The 273-nt window shown below is 71.4% G+C and carries 1 protein-coding gene; it reads left to right on the forward strand.

Annotation, left to right across the window (positions count from 1 at the left end):
- Positions 1–219, forward strand: a 219-nt coding sequence (locus tag C1X29_RS28465; RefSeq protein WP_218275717.1) for a hypothetical protein, incomplete at its 5' end; no start/stop codon positions are given.
- Between the last annotated feature and the right edge of the window lie 54 nt (positions 220–273).

Consider the following 273-nt stretch of genomic DNA (forward strand, 5'->3'; position numbering starts at 1 on the left):
CGGCTGCCACCACATCGCCTTCGCACCCGCAACGTCACCAAGCGCGGCGCCTACCTCGAGGGCAGGGGCCACGGCCTGCTCCAGCGCGGCGAGTTCGACGGCGGCCACGGGCTCTACGCCTACTACGACACCGTGCCGGACCTCGGCGTCATGGTCGAGCTCCTGGAGTTCGACAAGGACAAGGAGCCCCAGGGCCAGGGCGCGCAGGCTGCCGAGTGACCCTTCCCGGCGCCTTTCGGCTCCACCCCTCGCGCAACGTCCCGCCCCTCAAGG

The organism is Pseudomonas sp. GW456-12-10-14-LB2 (assembly GCF_002884345.1).
GTDB lineage: Bacteria > Pseudomonadota > Gammaproteobacteria > Pseudomonadales > Pseudomonadaceae > Aquipseudomonas > Aquipseudomonas paraglycinae.